This window comes from Ensifer sp. BR816 (assembly GCF_000378985.1).
GTDB lineage: Bacteria > Pseudomonadota > Alphaproteobacteria > Rhizobiales > Rhizobiaceae > Sinorhizobium.
The window spans coordinates 4703374-4720009 of sequence record NZ_KB905370.1 but is presented as its reverse complement, the minus strand read 5'-3'; the positions used below and the strand labels follow the sequence as shown (position 1 = coordinate 4720009).

At 61.6% G+C, this 16636-nt stretch carries 13 protein-coding genes and 3 pseudogenes; 9 read left to right on the top strand and 7 right to left on the bottom strand.

Going from position 1 to position 16636, the window contains the following annotated elements:
- Nucleotides 1-187: 187 nt before the first annotated feature.
- Both RHIBR816_RS0122575 and choX read right to left on the bottom strand, forming a co-directional pair.
- A complete protein-coding gene (locus tag RHIBR816_RS0122575; RefSeq protein ID WP_018238874.1) occupies nucleotides 188-1006 on the bottom strand; it encodes an alpha/beta fold hydrolase in 819 nt (272 codons plus the stop codon).
- Nucleotides 1006-1944: a choline ABC transporter substrate-binding protein gene (gene choX, locus RHIBR816_RS0122570; RefSeq protein WP_026187320.1), complete on the bottom strand. Its 939-nt coding sequence runs from the start codon at nucleotides 1942-1944 to the stop codon at nucleotides 1006-1008. The genes RHIBR816_RS0122575 and choX overlap by 1 nt, the downstream gene beginning before the upstream one ends.
- 101 nt (nucleotides 1945-2045) lie before the next feature.
- On the opposite strand from choX, the gene betI reads away from it, so the two are divergent.
- Both betI and RHIBR816_RS34535 read left to right on the top strand, forming a co-directional pair.
- Nucleotides 2046-2633 carry a transcriptional regulator BetI gene (gene betI, locus RHIBR816_RS0122565; protein ID WP_018238872.1) on the top strand — a complete coding sequence of 196 codons (588 nt, stop codon included), beginning with the start codon at nucleotides 2046-2048 and terminating at the stop codon, nucleotides 2631-2633.
- Between the two features lie 262 nt (nucleotides 2634-2895).
- A pseudogene (locus tag RHIBR816_RS34535) lies at nucleotides 2896-4202 on the top strand (sorbosone dehydrogenase family protein).
- 303 nt (nucleotides 4203-4505) lie between these two features.
- On the opposite strand, the gene RHIBR816_RS0122555 reads toward RHIBR816_RS34535, so the two are convergent.
- From RHIBR816_RS0122555 to RHIBR816_RS34525, 3 genes and pseudogenes are all read right to left on the bottom strand, one after another.
- The gene (locus RHIBR816_RS0122555; protein WP_371259062.1) at nucleotides 4506-6308 is read right to left on the bottom strand and encodes an adenylate/guanylate cyclase domain-containing protein; all 1803 of its coding nucleotides are present in this window, start codon (nucleotides 6306-6308) and stop codon (nucleotides 4506-4508) included.
- A 268-nt stretch (nucleotides 6309-6576) separates the two neighbouring features.
- Nucleotides 6577-8036 (bottom strand): annotated as a pseudogene (gene groL, locus RHIBR816_RS34530) (chaperonin GroEL); the annotation flags it as partial.
- 509 nt (nucleotides 8037-8545) lie between these two features.
- A pseudogene (locus RHIBR816_RS34525) lies at nucleotides 8546-9461 on the bottom strand (LysR family transcriptional regulator).
- Between the two features lie 97 nt (nucleotides 9462-9558).
- On the opposite strand from RHIBR816_RS34525, the gene RHIBR816_RS0122535 reads away from it, so the two are divergent.
- On the top strand, nucleotides 9559-10527 hold the full coding sequence (locus tag RHIBR816_RS0122535; protein WP_018238867.1) for an NAD(P)-dependent oxidoreductase: 969 nt from the start codon (nucleotides 9559-9561) through the stop codon (nucleotides 10525-10527).
- Nucleotides 10528-10583: 56 nt separating this feature from the next.
- Here the strand turns inward: RHIBR816_RS0122535 and RHIBR816_RS0122530 are convergent, their stop codons facing one another.
- Both RHIBR816_RS0122530 and RHIBR816_RS0122525 read right to left on the bottom strand, forming a co-directional pair.
- Nucleotides 10584-11216 (bottom strand): DsbA family oxidoreductase, encoded by a 633-nt coding sequence (locus RHIBR816_RS0122530; RefSeq protein ID WP_018238866.1) that lies wholly within the window; start codon nucleotides 11214-11216, stop codon nucleotides 10584-10586.
- A 14-nt stretch (nucleotides 11217-11230) separates the two neighbouring features.
- Nucleotides 11231-11956 (bottom strand): SDR family oxidoreductase, encoded by a 726-nt coding sequence (locus RHIBR816_RS0122525; RefSeq protein ID WP_018238865.1) that lies wholly within the window; start codon nucleotides 11954-11956, stop codon nucleotides 11231-11233.
- Nucleotides 11957-12050: 94 nt separating this feature from the next.
- Here RHIBR816_RS0122525 and RHIBR816_RS0122520 point away from each other — a divergent pair, with 94 nt between their 5' ends.
- From RHIBR816_RS0122520 to RHIBR816_RS0122495, 6 genes are all read left to right on the top strand, one after another.
- Entirely contained in the window at nucleotides 12051-12443 is a 393-nt protein-coding gene (locus RHIBR816_RS0122520) for a helix-turn-helix domain-containing protein (protein ID WP_018238864.1), read from the top strand.
- Nucleotides 12444-13288: 845 nt separating this feature from the next.
- Entirely contained in the window at nucleotides 13289-13636 is a 348-nt protein-coding gene (locus tag RHIBR816_RS37630) for a hypothetical protein (RefSeq protein WP_157628225.1), read from the top strand.
- A 215-nt stretch (nucleotides 13637-13851) separates the two neighbouring features.
- Nucleotides 13852-14097, top strand: a complete 246-nt coding sequence (locus RHIBR816_RS0122510; protein WP_026187319.1) for a hypothetical protein — start codon at nucleotides 13852-13854, stop codon at nucleotides 14095-14097.
- Between the two features lie 277 nt (nucleotides 14098-14374).
- On the top strand, nucleotides 14375-14584 hold the full coding sequence (locus tag RHIBR816_RS0122505) for a cold-shock protein (protein WP_018238861.1): 210 nt from the start codon (nucleotides 14375-14377) through the stop codon (nucleotides 14582-14584).
- Between the two features lie 180 nt (nucleotides 14585-14764).
- Nucleotides 14765-15157 (top strand): DUF6481 family protein, encoded by a 393-nt coding sequence (locus tag RHIBR816_RS0122500; protein WP_018238860.1) that lies wholly within the window; start codon nucleotides 14765-14767, stop codon nucleotides 15155-15157.
- An 85-nt stretch (nucleotides 15158-15242) separates the two neighbouring features.
- Nucleotides 15243-16283 (top strand): fatty acid desaturase, encoded by a 1041-nt coding sequence (locus RHIBR816_RS0122495; protein ID WP_018238859.1) that lies wholly within the window; start codon nucleotides 15243-15245, stop codon nucleotides 16281-16283.
- The last annotated feature ends 353 nt before the right edge of the window (nucleotides 16284-16636 follow it).

The following is a 16636-nucleotide window of genomic DNA, read 5'->3' as shown; positions in this document are numbered from 1 at the left end:
CGGCCTCCTCCTTGGGAGGTTTGTCAACGCGGGCCGACACAGGCCCAGCCACCACCGTCGCGCCGCGGCCCGCATCGAAAAACCTTCGCCAGAGCGGTCATGAAAGAATGCAAAGTGAATGGCATGATAGAGCCAGATTGCAGACGCCAGACGATAGCGCCAGCTCATCCCCTGCCGTCGGCGCTGGCTAGACCGTCCCTGCTCCCGCCAGAAACGACATCATAAGCGCTGAAAGCCTCTGCGGGTCTTCCCAATGCGGATTATGTCCATACCCGTCGAGTGTGATGGATCGCACCGAGGGGAATGCCTGGGCAAGCGCCTCGCGGTGCGAGCTATCAAAGAGCGGATCCGCCGAACCACCGATACAGAGCACCGGCGCGGTGACCTGCCTGGCGCTATGCCGGAGATCGGTTTCGGCAAAGCCATCCAGGATGCCATGCCAGACGGCCGCCGGCATCCTCGCTGCGTCCATCCTCATCTTCGACAGAAATTCGGGGTCGACAGGTCGGCTGCAGGAATACCAGTCACGGAGAAATTGCCCTGAGGGGTCTATAGGATCGCGAAGTGCGCGGATGCGCCGCGCAAGTTCACTCCCGCTGCCGAAAGCTGGACGCAGGCTTGCGGACAGAAGCACCAGCGCGCTCACGTCATTGCGACGCCGGGCGGCGAGCTCGATGGCCGTCATCGCGCCCATGGAATGGCCGATGACGGCCATCTGCGAAATGCCGAGGAACGCCAGAGACCACTCAATGCTCGCCGCAAAATCGCTGACGTGCACTCCGTCGCCGATAGCCGACGCGCCGTGTCCGGGAAGATCGGGAATGATCAGACGATAGCCGGCGAGAAAGGGCTCAAGCGCGGCAAAGCTGCGGCCGGTATCAGAATAGCCATGCAGCAGCAGAAGCGGTGGCCCGCTTCCGCCGCTATCGACGAAAGCAATCGGCCTCCCCCCTGGCAATTCGACGCGCCGCTTGCGACGATGCCATTCGTCCTCGATGCTGCACATCACAGGCCGAGCGCGGCCTTCACCGCGGCAAGACCCGGTTGACCATCGAACGTCGACACCCCCGCCAGCCAGGTTTCCAGCCGCTTTGGCTCGTCTTTGATCGATGCCAGAGCGGCTTCTTCCGGTTCCATTCCATCATTCATGATGTAGGCCATGCCACGGTTCTCGTAGTCGACATCAAAGACGAGATTGTTCAAAAGCTTCGCGACGTTGGGACACTCCTGCAGGTAGCCCTTGCGCACCTGGGTGGAAACCGTTGCCGAACCGAAATTCGGGCCATAGAACTTGTCACCACCGGTCAGATACCTCATGTCGAAGACGGTGTTCATCGGGTGCGGGGCCCAACCCTGGAAAACGACGAACGACTTGTCGCGTGTCCGGCGGGTCACTTCCGAGAGCATGCCTTGCTCGCTCGACTCCACCACTTCCCATTCCTCGAGGCCAAGGGCCGGGTCCTTGATCGCGTCGAGCATCAGCTGGTTGGAGCCAGGCTCGATGCCGTAGAGCTTCCGTTCGAATTTGTCGGCAAATTTCTGCAGGTCGGAAAAGTCGCTGACGCCAGCCTCCCAGGCGTAAGTGGGAACGGCGAAGGTGTATTTGGCACCCTCGAGATTTTTTCGAACCGTCTCGACCGAGCCATCCTCTTTGTACGGCTTGTAGTAAGCGATCATGGCAGGGTCCCAGTAGCCAAGAAAGACGTCGAGGTCCTTGCTCTTCAGGCTGGTGTAGATGACGTCGATGCCGAGGAGCTGGCTCTTGGCCTCGTAGCCCAGCGCCTTCAGCAAGGTCAGGCCGACCCCGGTCGTAAAGGCAAGATCGTTCCATCCCGGCTCAGCCATGCGCACGGTTTTGCAGCTCTCCGGCTCTCCCGCAAACGCGGGACCAGCAATGGCAATGAGGGCAAGCGCCGCAGCCCCGGCTTTCAGAGATCGCTTCATCGTATTCCCCTTTTGTCCTGCTGGTCATTTTATTGTCCCATGGGTCAATTATTGATCTTTCCGGAAAGTTTGTCAATTGTGAACGAAATGAGGGCGTAGAAATGAAACTGACCAAGATCAGCGATATCCGGAAACGTGAACTCAGACGGGCGGCGTTCGAGGTCCTGCAGCGTGAAGGCATGGCGGGGGCAACACTGGAGAAGGTCGCCGCTCAAGCAGGCGCATCGAAAGGCATCGTGCTGCACTACTTCGCGAACAAGCAGGAACTGTTCGAGCATGCGATGCGCGAGGCGAACGCGGCCTTGAAGGATGCCGTGGTGGCGCGCCTGAACCGCGCCACCACCCCGTTCGAAAGACTGGAAGCGATCATTGAAGGCAACTTCGAGGACCGCTTCTTCCGGCCTTCGATTTGCCATGCCTGGCTAGCGCTCTGCGCCGAGGTGCCGCGGGAGCCGCAGTTGGCGCGTATCCAAAAAGTAATTCATGCGCGGATGCGATCAAATCTAATGTCGGCACTGGTTCACCTTCTGCCGGAGGACGAATGCGATGCCGTCGTTCTTGGCATCACCGCATTAATTGACGGGCTGTGGCTGCGCCTCGGTCTGCAGGCGACGGGCCTGACGCGTGAAGATGCACTTCGCCAGATGCGCGACTATCTCTCTCATCGGCTGCCCTCCGCCGCTCTATAAGCACCAGTCGCCGATCTCAGAGGGCCTCCGCGAGACGCCAGGATCGACCCGTTCCTGTCGTATGGCGGTGAGCGCCGAATGACTTGAGTCTGCCGCTCTCCGGGCGTTGGCCGACGCAGAGCCAGTCACCATCTTTGTCACCACCTGCCAAGCGGAGGTAGCGCGCTCTCAATCCAGCGAAGTGGCCACAAAAACAATGCAGTTTGAGGATACCAACCCGCAGGCGCTTCGGGTAGCGTGCGCATCAGGGTTAGGAGGGCACATGGGCCTGTCAGACATTTTCGGTCGACTGGTCGCATTGATCGGCGCCGTAGTAATCCTTTTGCGCCGCCAGGACGGTGATTCCCTGGAACCGGCCTATGGCAGCGCCCCGAAAGTCCCGGAAGCCAAGCCGCATGGCATTCCGACCCTGAAGATGCCGACAGCCAAGGGATGGACCGCGGAGCAAATGCCGACTGCGGCGGCCGGGCTCAAGGTGAACGCATTCGCGGCCGGGCTCAAGCATCCCCGTTGGATTCACGTGTTGCCGAATGGCGACGTACTGGTCGCTGAGGCACTGAGCGAGCCGGGGGGCATCAAATCTGTCTTCGACTACGCCATGTTCAGCACAATGAAGCGCGCCGCCGCAGTGGGCGCAAGTCCGAACCGCATCACGCTGTTGCGCGATGCGGACGGCGACGGCGTGGCGGAAATACGTGCGGTATTTCTCGACGGACTCAATCAGCCGTTCGGCATGGCGTTGCTGGGTGATACGTTGTATGTCGGCAACACAGACGGGGTGGTCGCGTTCCCGTATAAGACGGGCGACACGCGTATCAGCGCTGCCGAAAGCTTACGTCCTTCAAGGCCGGCGGGCATTGGACGCGAAGCCTGCTTGCGAGTCGCGACGGACGAAAGCTTTTCATCGGCGTCGGTTCGCTCAGCAACATCGGCGAGCGCGGCATGGCGGCAGAGGAAGGACGGGCCGCGATCCACGAGCTTGATCTCGAGACTGGTGAGCACCGCATATTTGCCTCCGGTCTGCGCAACCCGGTGGGCATGGCGTGGGAGCCCACGACAGGTGCACTTTGGACGGTGGTCAATGAGCGCGATGGACTGGGCGACGAGACCCCTCCCGACTATCTGACATCGGTGCGCGACGGCAGCTTCTATGGATGGCCCTATTGCTACTGGGGGCAGATCGTGGACGACCGGGTGCCGCAGGACCCGGCGATAGTCGCAACCGCCCTAACACCGGACTATGCCTTGGGCGGGCATACTGCATCGCTCGGCCTTTGCTGGCTTCCCGCAGGCAGTCTGCCCGGCTTCCCGGACGGCATGGTTATCGGGCAGCATGGCTCCTGGAACCGCAGCACGTTGAGCGGCTACAAGGCTGTCTTCGTGCCGTTCGTGAATGGATGTCCGGCCGGGCTGCCGCGCGACATTCTGACCGGTTTCCTTTCGCCTGATGAGCGGTCGTCCTACGGGCGACCTGTTGGAGTTGCCATCGGCCCGGACGGCTCCCTGCTGGTGGCGGACGATGTCGGCGATGTGATCTGGCGCGTGACGGGCGAGGCGGAGTGCGGCTGAAGGCGCAACGGGTGCTGCGCCGCAGGGGATAGGGCGTGGCACGCTGCCGTAGAGTGCTGGGGGCCGATCACCGCCGGCGAACAGGCGTTTCTCCGTCGCGCATTTCGCTGGTTGGCCGACCTGTGAAATTGCCCAAACTGTGGGCTGAATCGACGTATATCTGCGCCGCGCGTTCGAGGACCTGCTTCGACCCGAAGCGGTCCTTTGCCGAATGGCAGCTAGCTGAATTGTGCGGACAGCCGCCCACGGCCATATCCCCTCCACCCGCGGTCAACTCTATCAGGCACAGGGCTTGTGGCTGGGTCACGCCGCCAAGCCTGCCTTGCGCAGGCCAATCGTGAACTTCTCAGCGTCGGCGGGGTCTTGGAATGGTAGGCGGCCTATATGCTCAAGGGGGGAGTATCTTGGATTGATCTCCTTGAGCTCGCGCCAAACCTCGCGGGCCTCATCGAGCTTGCCCAGATGGCCCAATGCCGAAGCGAGAAATGCGCGCGACAGATCCGTGGTCGGGTTGACGGCGATCCTGTCGCGGAACAGCGCGGCCGACTTTTCGTAGTCGCAGGCCACGAAGTGGGCCGTGCCGAGGAAGTGTAGGTATTGCTGCTGAACCACAGGATCGAGGCGCATGGCGCGTTCAATGTAGGGGATCGCCAGTTCAGGCTCCCCTGTATAGATGTGCAAAACGCCGCGCATATTGAGAGCGGAGGCGAAATTGGGGTTGAGCGCCAATGCGCGGTCGGTTTCGTCGGCCCAGCGCTGATAATCCCTCCTGAACATGGCGACGAGGGAAACCACGAAATGGGTGAAGGGCTCCTGATCGTCCTTGCCGATCGCCTCGCTGGCGAAGCGCTCGGCCTGGTCAAGCGACGTCTCCGGCGCGCCACTCCAGTGGTTCTGATAATCGAGCACATAAGCCATGCCGAGGCCCGCATGGGGGGCGGCGTAGTCCCGATCGAGCGCGATCGCCTGTCGGAAGCACGCGGTTGCCTGATCGAACATCTCACGATCTTTCTTGACGCTGCTCAGGAACTCCCGCCCGCGCAAGAACAGATCATGGGCATCGACGTCCTTCGTACCGGCCTCGGCGCTGCGCGGTTTTTCCGCTTCGCTGAGTGTGACCTTCAAGGTGGTCACGATCTGCTGCGTGATATCGTCCTGGACCTCGAAGATATCGGTCAACTCGCGGTCATAGCGCTCGGCCCAGACATGGCCGCCGCTCGATCCGTTGATCAACTGAGCCGTGACACGAACCCGGTTGCCGGCCTTGCGAATGCTGCCTTCAAGCGCGAATTTGACGCCGAGCTCGCGGCAGACATGCGGGACGCTGAACGCCTTGTCCTTGTAAACGAAAGCCGAGTTGCGGGCGATGACGAACAGACCGGAGATCTTGCTAAGGTCAGTAATGATGTCTTCGGTGATTCCGTCGCTGAAATATTCCTGATCGGCATCGCGGCTCATGTTGTTGAAGGGCAGAACGACAATCGATGGCCTGTCCGGCAGCGACCCTTCCATGGGAACGGCCTTGGCGCCGGTCGCCGCGGCGTCGCGCAGCCAGCGCCAAACGCGAACCGGTCGATCGATGTTCTTGACCTGCTGCTTTCCGAGATCCTCGAACCTAAGCCCGAGGCGATCGCGCACCTGGTCATGGACTGCCCCGGAAACGTAGACGCCACCCGGTTCGGCAAGCGACTCTAGGCGGGCTGCGACATTGACTCCGTCGCCATAGATGTCCTCGCCATCGATGGCCACATCACCCAGATTGATGCCGACACGGAATTCGATCCGTTGCCGTTCCGGCACGTCGACGATGCGATTAGCTACCGCCTGCTGCAATTCGGTGGCCGCCCGAACGGCTTCCACGACGCTCGGGAACTCTGCCAGCAAGCCGTCGCCCATGAGCTTGACGATACGCCCATGATGTTCCGCGATCTTCGGTCCAATCAGGTCAGTGCGCAGCGACTTCAGCGCCGCGAGTGTTCCGTCCTCATCAGTCCGGATCAGACGCGAGTAGCCAACTACGTCAGCGGCCATAATGGCGGCGAGGCGGCGTTCCAAACCGATTTCCTCCCGCCTGAGAGAGTAGTGGATCGCGAGCCGAGAATCCATGAAAGTGTTGCGCCGGCACGTTCTGGAGTCCCCGAAGCGGCGCGTCTCGACGAAGCGCTGCTCGCTGGCCCTGGTGAAGGCCAAAGTTCGACCCGAGGACGAAGCCGCTCGCGCGGCACTGGCGCCCATGGCGAGCGTGCACCAATGATCTGAACGCGGTGCAGGTCTCGGGCCTGAAGCCACAGAGACTTGTATTGCCGCGCCATGGATCCGACCCTTGTGTTACGCCGCAACATTTCATCCGTTGTCAACGAAAGCACGGGATGCGCTAGAACTCAATGTCGAGATTGTCCTCGTGATCGTGATGGCCGGGAAGCTCGGGCGGCGGCGGGCCGGGCACCTCGGCCACCATCGCTTCCGTCATGATCATGAGACCGGCCATGGACGCTGCCCCTTGAAGGGCCGCGCGCACCACCTTGGCCGGATCGACAATGCCCGCCACAAACAGATCGCCAAACGTCCCCGCTTGCGCGTCGTAGCCCCATCCGTAGTCATCTCTTTGGAGAATTTGGGCGGCGACGAGCGAGCCATCCACGCCCGCATTGGATGCAATCTGTTTCGCCGGCCAGGTTACGGCTTCCTTGACGATGTTGATACCGCCTGCTGGTCGAGGTTCTCAGCCTTCAGCATCCGGATCGCCCTGCTTGCACGCAAGAGAGCGACGCCACCGCCGGGCAGAATACCCTCCTCTGCGGCGGCTCGGGTGGCGTGCATGGCGTTGCGAATCCGGTCCTTCTTCTCTCTAACCTCCGACTCGGTCGCGCCGCCGACCCGGATCACTGCAATTCCGGCGGAAAGCCGCGCCAGCCGCTCCTGAAGTTTTTCCCGGTCAAAGTCGGACGTGGACAGTTCGAGCTGCGCCTTGATCGCAGCGATCCGCGCAGCGATTTCCGCGCTTGAGCCGCCGCCTTCCGCGATCGTGGTATTCTGCTTGTCCACCCGAATCTTCCGGGCACGGCCGAGGTTGTCGAGCGAGATGGACTCGAGCTTGATACCGAGATCCTCGGAGATGACCGATCCGCCGGTGAGCAAAGCTATGTCTTGCAGGATCTCCTTGCGGAGCTCGCCATAGGCCGGCGCCTTGACGGCAGCCACTTTGAGGCCGCCGCGCAGCCTATTCACAACCAGCGCCGCCCTGACTTCCGCTTCAATGTCCTCGGCGAGGATGAGAAGTGGCTGGTCAGCCTGCATGACTTTTTCCAACAGCGGCAATATTTCGCTGAGGCGCGACAGTTTCTTCTCGCAAACGAGGACAAGCGCGTCCTCCATCTCCACCTGCATTTTGTTTCGATTGGTCACAAAATAGGGAGAGATGTAGCTGCGGTCGAACTGAATGCCAGTGATGACCTCGCTTTCGGTTTCGAGCGACCTGCCTTCCTCGATCATGATCACGCCATTCCTGCCGACCTTCGCCATCGCCTCGGCGATGATCTGGCCGATGTCCCGATCGCCATTGGCAGAAATCGTGGCGACCTGTTCGATCTCGCCATTTGAGGTGACAGACCTGGCATTCTGCTCCAATGCCGCGCCGATCGCCTCGACAGCGCGATCAATCCCGCGCTTCAGGTCCATCGGGTTCATACCAGCAGTGACCGCCCTGACACCGCCTCTGATGATCGCATCGGCGAGCACCACCGCCGTCGTCGTGCCGTCACCCGCCAGGTAGGAGGTTTTGATGGCGACCTGCCTGAGCAACTGAACGCCCATGTCCTCGAACCTGTCCTCGAGCAACGCGGGTATACTCGTCAATGGAGAGCCGACCGCGAGCGATCAAGTCAGCTCAGGCAATTGATCCGCCTTCAGCCCGCGCGCGGCCACAATGCGGCTTATTGTTGAAGCGCTTGGAACGTCCGCATTGGCGAAACGCTGGCACTCATGCGGCTTGAGCGAACGACGGGACACCACCCACCTGCGACGCCGATGAAGGCGAATTCCGACCCAAGTCGGCCATTGCTTGTCGAGGGCGCAAAGGTCCGCAGTGGCTGATATCTCGGGTCGTTCTACTCGAACCGGTCAGCCGCCAGAAACCACATCCGTCGGAGAAGCGGATCGCGGCGAACGAATTGATGGTAGAGGGCTGCCCCCGACCGTGTCGACCGCTTCCTTGATCTGGTCGGCCTCGCATCAAGGCACGTCCATTCTCGCCCATCGATGATATTGTGACGCATCGCGGACCCGCTAGACCGATGCCTTTTCCGTTCAAGCGCCGCCCCATCCTGTTGCTCGGCGTAACCCCTTCACTCCCTGGCTCTCAATGGTCCACGGAAGCGCATGGCCTCGATGAAGGCTGAAAACGCCGGAGAGTTCTGTTTGCGGCTGGGGTAGTAGAGATGATAGCCCTCGTAGAACGGGCACCAATCGGCGAGAACCTCGATGAGGCGGCCGTCCGCGAGGAATGGCGCGGCAAGCTCCTGCGGCGTCCAGGCGAGACCGAGCCCGTCGACGGCGCCGGTGAGAGCGGCCCCGGAGGTGTTGAACGTCGCCTGCCCCTCGACACGCAGGCTGATGTCGCGCCCCTCGGGCGAGCGGAACTCCCATCGGAGCGTACCGCCGGAGGACGACAATCGGATGTTGACGCAGTTATGCTCACGCAGATCCTGCGGCGTGGCAGGTGGTGCATGGCGCGCGAAATAGGCGGGTGAACCAACGACGCTGAAGCGCCAGTCCGGCCCGACCCGCGTCGCCACCAATATCCTTCTCCAGCGCCTCACCGATGCGCACGCCGGCATCGAAGCGCTCGGCGACGATATCGACGAGCGCGCAATTCATGTCGAGCTCGACCCGGATATCGGGATATTGTTGCAGGAACGCGCCGAGCTTCGGCCGGAAGATCGTCTCGATGATCGCGTCGGTGCAGGTGATGCGGATCGTGCCGGCCGGCTTGTCGCGCAGCGAGCCGATCTCATCGATCTCCGCGGCAATCTGCTCGAAGAGCGGCCCGACCTGCCGCAGCAAGCGCTCCCCGGCCTCGGTCGGCGCCACGTTGCGGGTCGTCCGGGACAAGAGCCGCATCCCCAGCCGCTGCTCCAGTCCCTTGACGGTGTGGCTGAGCGCCGATGGCGTGACGCCGAGTTCGGCCGCCGCCCTGGTGAAGCTGCGCTCCCGGGCGACGGCAAGAAAGGCGGTGAGTTCGTTGATCTGGTCGCGCGGCATTGCTGACTTCACAAACACATCAAGTTTACCGCTGCTAATCGCGATAGGCAACGCGTGTTAGCCTCAGCGGGATCGCAAAGTTTCAGGGAGGTGAGCCATGTCACGCATCGTCATTATCGGAGGCAGCGGCCATGTCGGCAGCTATCTGGTGCCGGCGCTCGTCGAGCGCGGCCACGATGTCGTCAATGTCAGCCGCGGCGCCGCCAGGCCCTATCGCCCGCATGAGGCCTGGAGCCGGATCGAACATGTCGCGCTGGATCGTGCGGCCGAAGAGAAATCCGGAGAATTCGGCGTCAAGATCGCAGCCCTCGAGCCTGATATCGTCATCGATATGATCGCCTTCGATCTCGAAAGCACCCAGCAGGTGGTCGAGGCGCTACGCGGCAGGATCGAGCATTACCTCTTCTGCAGCACGATCTGGGTCTACGGCCGCCTGTTCACGATCCCCTCCACCGAGGCCGATCCTCCCAATCCGATCGATGCCTACGGAAAGGGGAAGGCCGAGAGCGAGGCCTGGCTGATGACCCAGGCCCGCGTCACCGGTTTTCCCGCCACCTGCTTCCGCCCCGGCCATATCGTCGGCGAAGGCTGGAACCCGATCAACCCGATCGGCAATTCCGATCCGGAGGTCTTCTCCTTGATCGCTCGCGGCGACGAGCTGGTCCTGCCGAACCTCGGCCTCGAAACGGTCCATCACGTCCACGCCGACGACGTCGCCCGCTGGATCAGCTCGGCGATCGACAACCGCTCGGCGTCGATCGGCGAAGTCTTCAACACCGTCTCCGAACGGGCCGTCACGCTGCGCGGCTACGCCGAAATGGTCTACCGCTGGTTCGGCAAGGAGCCGCGCCTCGCCTACAAACCCTTCGAAGAGTGGATCCTCGGCCTTGGCGACTATGCCGAAAATACCCGCGGCCACATTATCCGAAGCTCCTGCCACTCGATCGAAAAGAGCCGCCAGCGCCTCGGCTACCAGCCTCGCTACACGAGTTTCGAGGCCGTCAAGGAATCCCTCCGGGCGATGATAGCGTCCGGAACGGTTATTGCTCCAGACGCTCAGCTTTGAGATTTGTTGACAACAGTCGCGGTTGATCCCGATCTGGCCGGGCCGTACCCTGCCTCTTAGGCGACAGCCATGGCCTCGTTTATCGCCAAAGCGATCTCGTCTTCACTGTGGCCGCCGTTGATCCCAATCCGTCCGCCGAAGACGAAATGGGGAACCGAGCGGATGCCCGCGGCAGCCAATGCCGCGGCCTCCTGCTCGACGCGCCGGTGCCAGACCGGATCGCGGGCGATCGCCCGGGCTTCGGCCCGTTCAAACCCGTGTTCCGCCGCGATATCGGCGAGCACATCGGCATCGGCGATATTGACCGCACCGAGGAAATAGGCCGCGGAAATCGCCACCGCCAGACTGTGCTGCGTGCCGCGTTCGCGGGCGGCAAGGACCAGCGCATGGGCAGCCTGCGTCGGATAGGCCCAGGCCTGCCGGCCAAGATCGAGCGGCAGCCCGGAGGCTCTGGCCTCCGTCTCGGGCCGCGCGAACGCGGCCTTCGGATCTGTGACGCCGTAGCGGCTGCGGAGCAGGTCGGGAATGTAGAGTCCTGTGGCCGGCGTATCCGGCATCAACAGCACCGGGCGATGCCTGATATCGGCGACAAGGTCGGCGAAGCGTTCGGCGAGCACCTTGTCCAACCGGTGTTGCCCGATGATGCACCAGGGGCAGGTGATATCGGTGTAAAGATCGATCTGCAGCATGACGCCCTTCCCGATCAGGCTTGCGGCAGCGGAGGGAGGATGGCCTCAACCCGGTCGCGCTTGGTGACGAGGCTCCAGATCTCCTCGGCGATATCGTCGGGATCGATCACCAGATACTTCGGATCGAGCGGCACGCCATTGGATGTCGCGGCGCGAAGGCCGGTCGAGCGGTCGATGAAGGCGCCGATATTCACAGTACCGGCATAGACGCCCTTCCCCGCGACCTCGGCATTGAGCGTGAAGGCATAATTTCGCGCAGCCGCCATCAGCGGACCGACGCCGCTCATGCCGGGCATGGTGACGACGGCCGTCAGCCCGCCGACGATGACGACCGCGCCATCGCTGCGCGCCAGCATGCCAGGCAGCACCGCATGCAACACCTCGACGGGCGCGAAGGTGAAGATATCGGCCATCGACCGCAGCTTTGCCGCATCGAGCTCCACCGCCGGCACGAAACTGGCGTCCGACGGCACCGGCGCATAGACGGCGACGTCGATCGAGCCGAACCGTTCCTCGATGGAACGCACGAGCGGCGCGATGCCGTCGAGATCGGTGAGATCGGCCGGAAATGCCGCCGCCTCGATGCCGGCCTCGGCGAGCTCGGCCACGCGCTCCTCGAGCGGGCCGGCACGCCGCGCAACGAGCGCCACGCGATAGCCTTCGCGGCCGAACCGCATGGCCAGCGAGCTGCCGAGCCCGGTTCCGGCGCCGAAGAGGGCAATGGTCTTTCTGTCAGTCATAACGTACTCCTGAGAGGTTGGTATGTTTCGCTGACCTGATATGATATTTTGACCGCCTGTCCCGCAAGAACGCATATTTTCGAGGCCTGGTCACATGCATATGCCTACCCCACCGAAGGAGCCCGGCACCCATCCCGATTGCCGCAAGGTCAACGAGATCCTCGGTCGCATGGGCGACAAGTGGACGATCATGGCGATCACCATGCTCGCCGGCGAGCCGCGCCGCTTCAACGAGTTGAAACGGCTAATCGGCGGCATTTCCCAGCAAATGCTGACCCGCACGCTGAAGGCGCTCGAGCGCGATGGAATGGTGACCCGCAAGGTCTATCCGACGATCCCGCCGCAGGTGGAGTACGCGCTGACCGATCTCGGCCGCTCTCTCGCCACTCCCCTCATGCAGCTCGCCATGTGGGTGTTGGATCATCTTGGGGAAATCGAAGCGCACCGGGCTTCACATGACGCGAGACTACTGAGCGAAGATAGATAGTCCGGTCTTGTCACTTGGACTAGCATGAGACCTGCCTGTATCGAAGCCGGACTGCCTCGCCTTGAAGGACTCGAACTGCAGACCCGTATTTGTCTCCAGAACGGCTCCCTTCGACCCTATTGTGACGTGATCTGAACAACCGGAAAGATCGACCCCTTGCGGAAGTTCAGTAAATGACATTTCAACTACCGCTCTCGCGCCAGAAGCCGAATTTCAGCGCCCTTCCCGAGCCTCCACATTGAGCACGCACTCGTAGAGGCATCCGGGTGACCGCGACATCGGCGAGACCACGATGTGATCAAGTGCACGGATCTTCATGCTGGCGTCATAGGCGTCCCTGCTGGGAAACGCGAGCGGACAGCAACGCCTGCATTGTGCAGGCGTTGGACAGCGTCGCTCGTGGCCTTGCTGCAGACATGATGAGCCCTACCCCCTTGGCGAAGCTGCGATGGAACCTCAGGCAATAAACGGGGCTTTCCCATCCCGTCTCGTCGACTGTTGCACAATACCCTCCGTTCGACCTGCGCACTGGATGTACTCGGCCCGGTCACTTCGCAGGTCGGCCGACCCATCCTAGCGTGTGTGCTGCTCGGATATCTGAGGCTCGGAGAACAGGGAAATTGTCGCGTGAGCGACTGCATCCTTTCGGGTGGGAGAGTTCGGATTGAGGGCAATCGCCGATTGCGTATCAGCATCAAAGAGAGCATGCTGTCGTCTTCAGCAGCCATTTTCAGGGCGCTGCTGCTTCGGGGCCTCAGTGTCCTGGCCCCAACGAAAGGAGGACAGCATGTCTTCCGACCTGCACTTTCACACCACCGCTCGTAACCTCGTCAGCGTGAGCGGATTTGGATACAGCGAAAACGTTCGGCGTCAGCAACTTCGTAAGCCCGAGCCAGCGGCCGCACCGCGCATCAAGCACTTCAGTTTGGCAGCGCCGCGCGCCAGCCTTCCCTGCCTTGATCGCGGATCACTGCGTCCTTGCTGAGCAGTCAGCGCACGGCGATGCCGCAGCAGAAAAGCGCCGCCAATCCACCGAAAATCGGGAGAACCACATGGCTAAGGGCCAGGCAAGAAGCAATCGCGAAATTCGAAAGCCAAAAAAGGACAAGACGACCGCACCAGTGGCCGCGGTACAGGGCACTCAGGTCAAGTTCGCAAATAGCGGGCTCAGCCTTGGCAAGAAGCAGAAATAGCTCCAAAGGGAGCACAGGCGTCTGGCAGACCGCCACTGCCTCAACCTGCCACGCGGCGGAAGATCCTTCCGGCCCGCGGGCGCCGAGGGACAATGCTCCCAACTGCAAAGAATATTTGTTCGGATGCGCGAGCGGAGGCCTGTTGGACGGCTACAGCGCCTCGCGAGACATATGGCGCGTTCCCGCGACACTCTCTTTTGCCCCAGGGGGCACCCATGACGACATTTGATTACACTGCTGGCGCAGGACTGTATCCCTGCAAGACCGTGCGAAGAACGAACCGGCTTCGATACAAGCGGTTTGATTCGGTCGCGGAAGCACTGCGTTTTGCGATCGAGGACATGCCGGCCTCGATGCTTCGCGGCTCCGTCCTGGAGGTCGAGGAGGCCCGCTACAATGGTCAGCAGATGCGGGAGCTTTACGAAGCCGACGCATACCCCTTGCCCCGGCGGGGACGCTAGGCCTTTGAGCGGTTTTCGGACCTCAGATCCGGATGTGCCGGTGGTGTGTGCCGCGTCTTCGCTGGCAAAAAAGCAACCAAAGATAGCAATAATGGAATTTCTAAAACAACAAGTGGACGCCGCCGTTAAAGTGCTGTACTGAGACCACATCGATACTTTGTTTGCCGATATTTGTTTTTGCTGCGCCTCGCGCCTCTTGACGAACTTCCCTCTCAAAAGTCGAAAATCCGCTGAGCGTCGCTCGGCGGTGATCAATGTTGCTAAGAAAGGGTTCGTCATGACCACTGGCACAGTTAAATGGTTCAATGCCACCAAAGGCTTCGGCTTCATCCAGCCTGACGACGGCAGTGCCGATGTGTTCGTTCACATCTCGGCTGTCGAGCGTGCGGGAATGAATTCGATCGTCGAAGGGCAGAAACTCGGCTTCGAGCTCGAGCGAGACAGAAAGTCGGGCAAAACGTCCGCAGGCCAGCTCCGCGCTGCCTAAAGCTTTTGGCCGCCGATGACCACGGATGTACTGGCATCGCGGCAAAAGGTTCGAAAGGCCAGGCGGATGTCTGGCCTTTTTCCGTTCGGAGGCTCCATTTGCCGGCACAACATTCGCGTCCCTTTCGGAGAGCGTGGATGGCTGGAGAGCGCGTGACCACGAGAATCAAGGGAATATCCATTGAGACACCTCAACGCCAATGGCTTTGCCGAACGCCGCACTGCTGCGGCCGAGGCGAAGCGTCAGCTTCTGGCAAAATTCGCGTCTGCCCCGAAGGCGACTGATCCCGAGATGCAGGAGCGGCTTGCCGCCCGCGAAGCGGTGGCGGTTGCCCGAAATGCCCGCCGGGCCGAGCGCGGGGCATTGAAGGAAGCATTGAAGGCAGCCGAAAACGAGCGGCTGCTGGCGGAAGCCGCAGCAGCGACAGCGGCCGCCGAGATCGACGAGAGGAAAGCGGCCGAAGCCCGGCAGGCAGAAATTGCCGATCATGCTTCACGCGCCGCGGCCGACGAAGCTGCGCGCAAAGCCAAGCCCGATCGCCGGTATGCGGCACGCAAGGCTCGTCAGGCCTGACACTTTCAACCACTACGCCCGAACTCCACCGCATGCTAAGGCGTGGCGGATGATCTGCGTGGCAAGGAAATACGGACCAGTTTTGATGAACGCACATGCGCGTCCGCCAGCATCCCTTGCGGAAGACAATGCCGGAGCATGGTTGAAGACGCTTGCGAAGTACCGTCAGCCCCGCATTGGCCGCAGCGTCCTGGAGCTTTTTGTCACCGCCGTTCCGTTCGCCGGCTTCTGGGCCATCGCCTATTTTTCTTTCGCTAACAGCTTCTGGTACGGGCTGATCGCCATCGTTCCGGCCGCAGCCTTTCTGCTGCGGCTTTTCATGATCCAGCACGATTGCGGCCACGGCTCGTTCTTCGCGCGTCGCGGACTCGACGATTGGACAGGACGTGTGATCGGCGTGCTTACGCTGACGCCCTACGATTATTGGCGCCGGGCGCACGCCGCTCATCACGCCTCTGCCGGCAATCTGGACGAGCGGGGCGTCGGCGATATCACCACTCTTACTGTCTCGGAATACCGTGCACTTTCGTCCATGAGGCGGCTCGGCTATCACCTGTACCGGCACCCGCTGGTGATGTTCGGCTTCGGCCCAGCATGGCTCTTTCTCCTCAAACAGCGCTTGCCGGTCGGGATGATGAACGGAGGGGCGTTGCCCTGGGTTTCGACGATGGCGACGAATGGTGCGATCGTGGTGTGTGCCGCCTTGATGACTTGGGCAATCGGCCTCCTGCCGTTTCTCTTCATTCACCTGCCGATCGTGCTCCTGTCGGGCGCCGCCGGCATCTGGCTCTTCTATGTGCAGCACCAGTTTGAAGATACGCACTGGTCGGCCGGCGAGGATTGGCACTTTCCCCAGGCGGCCCTACACGGCGCCTCCCATTATGACCTGCCGCTCGTGCTGAGATGGGTAACCGGCAATATCGGCATTCATCACGTGCATCACCTGTCGAGCAGGATCCCTTACTACAGGCTGCCGGAAGTTCTGCGTGACCACCCGCAGCTCGCGCATATAGGCCGCATTACTCTTTGGGAAAGCTTGCAATGCGTCAGGCTCGTACTTTGGGACGACAGACGCCAGAAACTCGTTTCATTCAGAGATGCCGCCGGTGCGGCAGTGCACTTGTAGCAGCGGCTCCACAGGTCCTCGTGGAGACCCGGCTCAGTCTGTAAAGACGTCCAGAACACTTGCTCCATTCTGCAGGCCTCCGCTACGCGTTCGTTAGCCTGCCATCTCTCCGCCGATGAAAACCTGGACGGCCTCGATTCCCTCCCTCACCCCTGCGAATTCTTGACTTGTGTGCACGCTGTACCCGGCTCGGAACCGTTGCGTAGCGACACGAGCTCGGGGTCGTCGCCGATGAGGGTGGCTCGACGGATCCCGGCCTTGGCTACTTCTTGGTTTGGACGGCAAACGCAATCCGGGCCTGGACAGGTGCCTGTGCCCCGTCTGAGCTAGGTGGTCGGTAATCTCGGGCTGGC

Coding starts and splice junctions, on each gene's coding strand:
- RHIBR816_RS0122530 (WP_018238866.1), bottom strand. CDS start 11,216: ATGCTGCAGATCGATCTTTACACCGATATCACCTGCCCCTGGTGCATC.
- RHIBR816_RS0122535 (WP_018238867.1), top strand. CDS start 9,559: ATGTCACGCATCGTCATTATCGGAGGCAGCGGCCATGTCGGCAGCTAT.
- RHIBR816_RS0122555 (WP_371259062.1), bottom strand. CDS start 6,308: ATGGATTCTCGGCTCGCGATCCACTACTCTCTCAGGCGGGAGGAAATC.
- RHIBR816_RS0122495 (WP_018238859.1), top strand. CDS start 15,243: ATGAACGCACATGCGCGTCCGCCAGCATCCCTTGCGGAAGACAATGCC.
- RHIBR816_RS0122510 (WP_026187319.1), top strand. CDS start 13,852: ATGACGACATTTGATTACACTGCTGGCGCAGGACTGTATCCCTGCAAG.
- RHIBR816_RS0122505 (WP_018238861.1), top strand. CDS start 14,375: ATGACCACTGGCACAGTTAAATGGTTCAATGCCACCAAAGGCTTCGGC.
- RHIBR816_RS0122520 (WP_018238864.1), top strand. CDS start 12,051: ATGCATATGCCTACCCCACCGAAGGAGCCCGGCACCCATCCCGATTGC.
- choX (WP_026187320.1), bottom strand. CDS start 1,944: ATGAAGCGATCTCTGAAAGCCGGGGCTGCGGCGCTTGCCCTCATTGCC.
- betI (WP_018238872.1), top strand. CDS start 2,046: ATGAAACTGACCAAGATCAGCGATATCCGGAAACGTGAACTCAGACGG.
- RHIBR816_RS0122525 (WP_018238865.1), bottom strand. CDS start 11,956: ATGACTGACAGAAAGACCATTGCCCTCTTCGGCGCCGGAACCGGGCTC.
- RHIBR816_RS0122575 (WP_018238874.1), bottom strand. CDS start 1,006: ATGTGCAGCATCGAGGACGAATGGCATCGTCGCAAGCGGCGCGTCGAA.